Source organism: Endozoicomonas numazuensis, assembly GCF_000722635.1.
Classification (GTDB): domain Bacteria; phylum Pseudomonadota; class Gammaproteobacteria; order Pseudomonadales; family Endozoicomonadaceae; genus Endozoicomonas_A; species Endozoicomonas_A numazuensis.
The window spans coordinates 1-2,103 of the sequence record NZ_JOKH01000026.1; the positions used below are offsets into that span (position 1 = coordinate 1).

Annotated in this window: 2 protein-coding genes; both read left to right on the top strand. The window is 42.1% G+C overall.

The window, feature by feature from the left end; genetic code table 11:
- Positions 1 to 284: 284 nt before the first annotated feature.
- A complete protein-coding gene (locus GZ78_RS26980; RefSeq protein ID WP_034843449.1) occupies positions 285 to 797 on the top strand; it encodes a hypothetical protein in 513 nt (170 codons plus the stop codon).
- A gap of 197 nt (positions 798 to 994) precedes the next feature.
- On the top strand, positions 995 to 2,103 hold a 1,109-nt coding region (locus GZ78_RS26985), incomplete at its 3' end, for an F-box/WD repeat-containing protein (protein WP_201772817.1).

A 2,103-nucleotide genomic window follows, 5' to 3' on the forward strand; every position in this document is an offset into this window, starting at 1 on the left:
TTTAACCATTGTTTAATGGCCTTTACGGGTATTCCAGTAAGGAAGATTTGAGCTGATCAGGGAGATTTGGGCTAGGGCGGTATTCAAGTTTGTTGCTGGTTGTATGGGATTTTATGGATGTCCTTTTTTTTTATGGATGTCCTTTTTTTTGAAAGTGATTTCAGCGTTTTAACCATTGTTTAATGGTCTTTACAGATATTCCAGTAAGAAAGATTTGAGCTGATCAGGGAAATTTGGGCTAGGGCGGTATTCAAGTTTGTTGCTGGTTGTATGGGATTTTATGGATGTCCTTTTTTTTCCTCTTTTTTTTCCTTTATTTTCTTTTTTTTATTTTCTTTTTTTTATTTTTTTTGGCTATTAGTCGTCACCTTCTTAAGAATTATACAGGCAGAGGTCTTGGCTCAGAAGCTTTGCTCTCAATATTTGAGTGCTATAAAAAATTTAGAGGAATGCCTATTCCTGAAATTGATAGAGATAATTTAAAATCACGAATTCAAGAAATTGTTTTTAATATAGCTGAAGAATTATTAAAGACATCTGATTTGATTCAGTTTAAAGGATATTTTTCCGTTGGAGATTTTAGTGATACTGATCATTTTTTTAGAGTTACAAGAACTTTTCCCAATGATTTTGGACCAATAATACGATCTGCACTGAGATCTTTAGAACGGGTTAATAAAGCAGATTGTTTTTCAGGGTTTACTTCTGATCCTATTTCCGTAGCAGCAGTTCGTTCTTTAGAAAAGTGTGGGTTTGTAAAATCAGGGTACGAATACAAAAAGTATTGTGAAAGCTAACTCTATGGTTTTGTATGCATAACGCCAATTTCAGGGGCTGCACCGCAGGCGCAGTCCCTGGAAACTTTTGTTATGTGTTCTTACCAGCTTGTTACTCTATGGCAGAAACTTAACGGTCACCAGGAAATCCAACTTACTCTTATTGAGCCAAGAAAATAAGCCAGTTGAAATCGTTAGAAGGGAGAGGAGAAGAAGCAATGCTAGTAAATCTACAAGGAAAAGAGCCCCGTCACGAGAGCTTGAATACAAGTGAGCCAAGCCTTAAAAAAGCAAAGTTTATCGACAAGGCTATAAACCCCATCCCAGATGAAATGACTGAAAAAATTTTTTCCTATCTGGATACAAGGGACCTTGCTGTTTGCAGGAAGGTGCACCGCGATTGGAAAGGACTTATTGATACTCATCACATAATTGCTCGCTCCTTCTTCCGTGATTGCCACCTTTCAAATCGAATTAGTCCACTAACCGCCGAGTGCTATACATCATCCATTCAAGGCTGGCTAACAGGATTTAGCAATATGGGTGGAGAATTGGCAGAGGAGTTAGATAACGTTTTGCACCATGAACACTTTCCCGAGATATTATTTTTCTCCATTGCCAAAGTATTAGTAGAAGCAAAAGAGTTGACCTGCCAAAACGTTGCCACCATCCCGCATTTTGACTGGGTGAACAATGCCACCTTCAGCCCCGATGGAAACCACCTTGTGACAGCCTCTAACGATAATACCGCCAAAATCTGGGGGCTTGTCGACGGTCAATGGCAGGAAAAAGCCACCATCCAGCATGATGACTGTGTGAACGGTGCCAGCTTCAGCCCTGATGGAAACCACCTTGTGACAACCTCTAAGGATAATACCGCCAAAATCTGGGGGCTCGTCGACGGTCAATGGCAGGAAAAAGCCATCATCCAGCATTCCATGCCGGTGAACAATGCCTGCTTCAGCCCCGATGGAAACTACCTTGTGACAGCCTCTGACGATCATACCGCCGAAGTCTGGGGGCTTGTCGACGGTCAATGGCAGAAAAAATTCACCATCCAGGATTCTAGCTCGGTGAACAGTGTCACCTTCAGCCCCGATGAAAACCACCTTGTGACAGTCTCTGACGATGATACCGTCAAAGTCTGGGGGCTTGTCGACGGTCAATGGCAGAAAAAAGCCACCATCCCGCATTCTAAGTGGGTGAACAGTGCCAACTTCAGCCCCGATGGAAACCACCTTGTGACAGCCTCTGAAGATAATACTGCCAAAATCTGGGGGCTTGTCGACGGTCAATGGCAGGAGAAAGCCATCATCCAGCATGATGA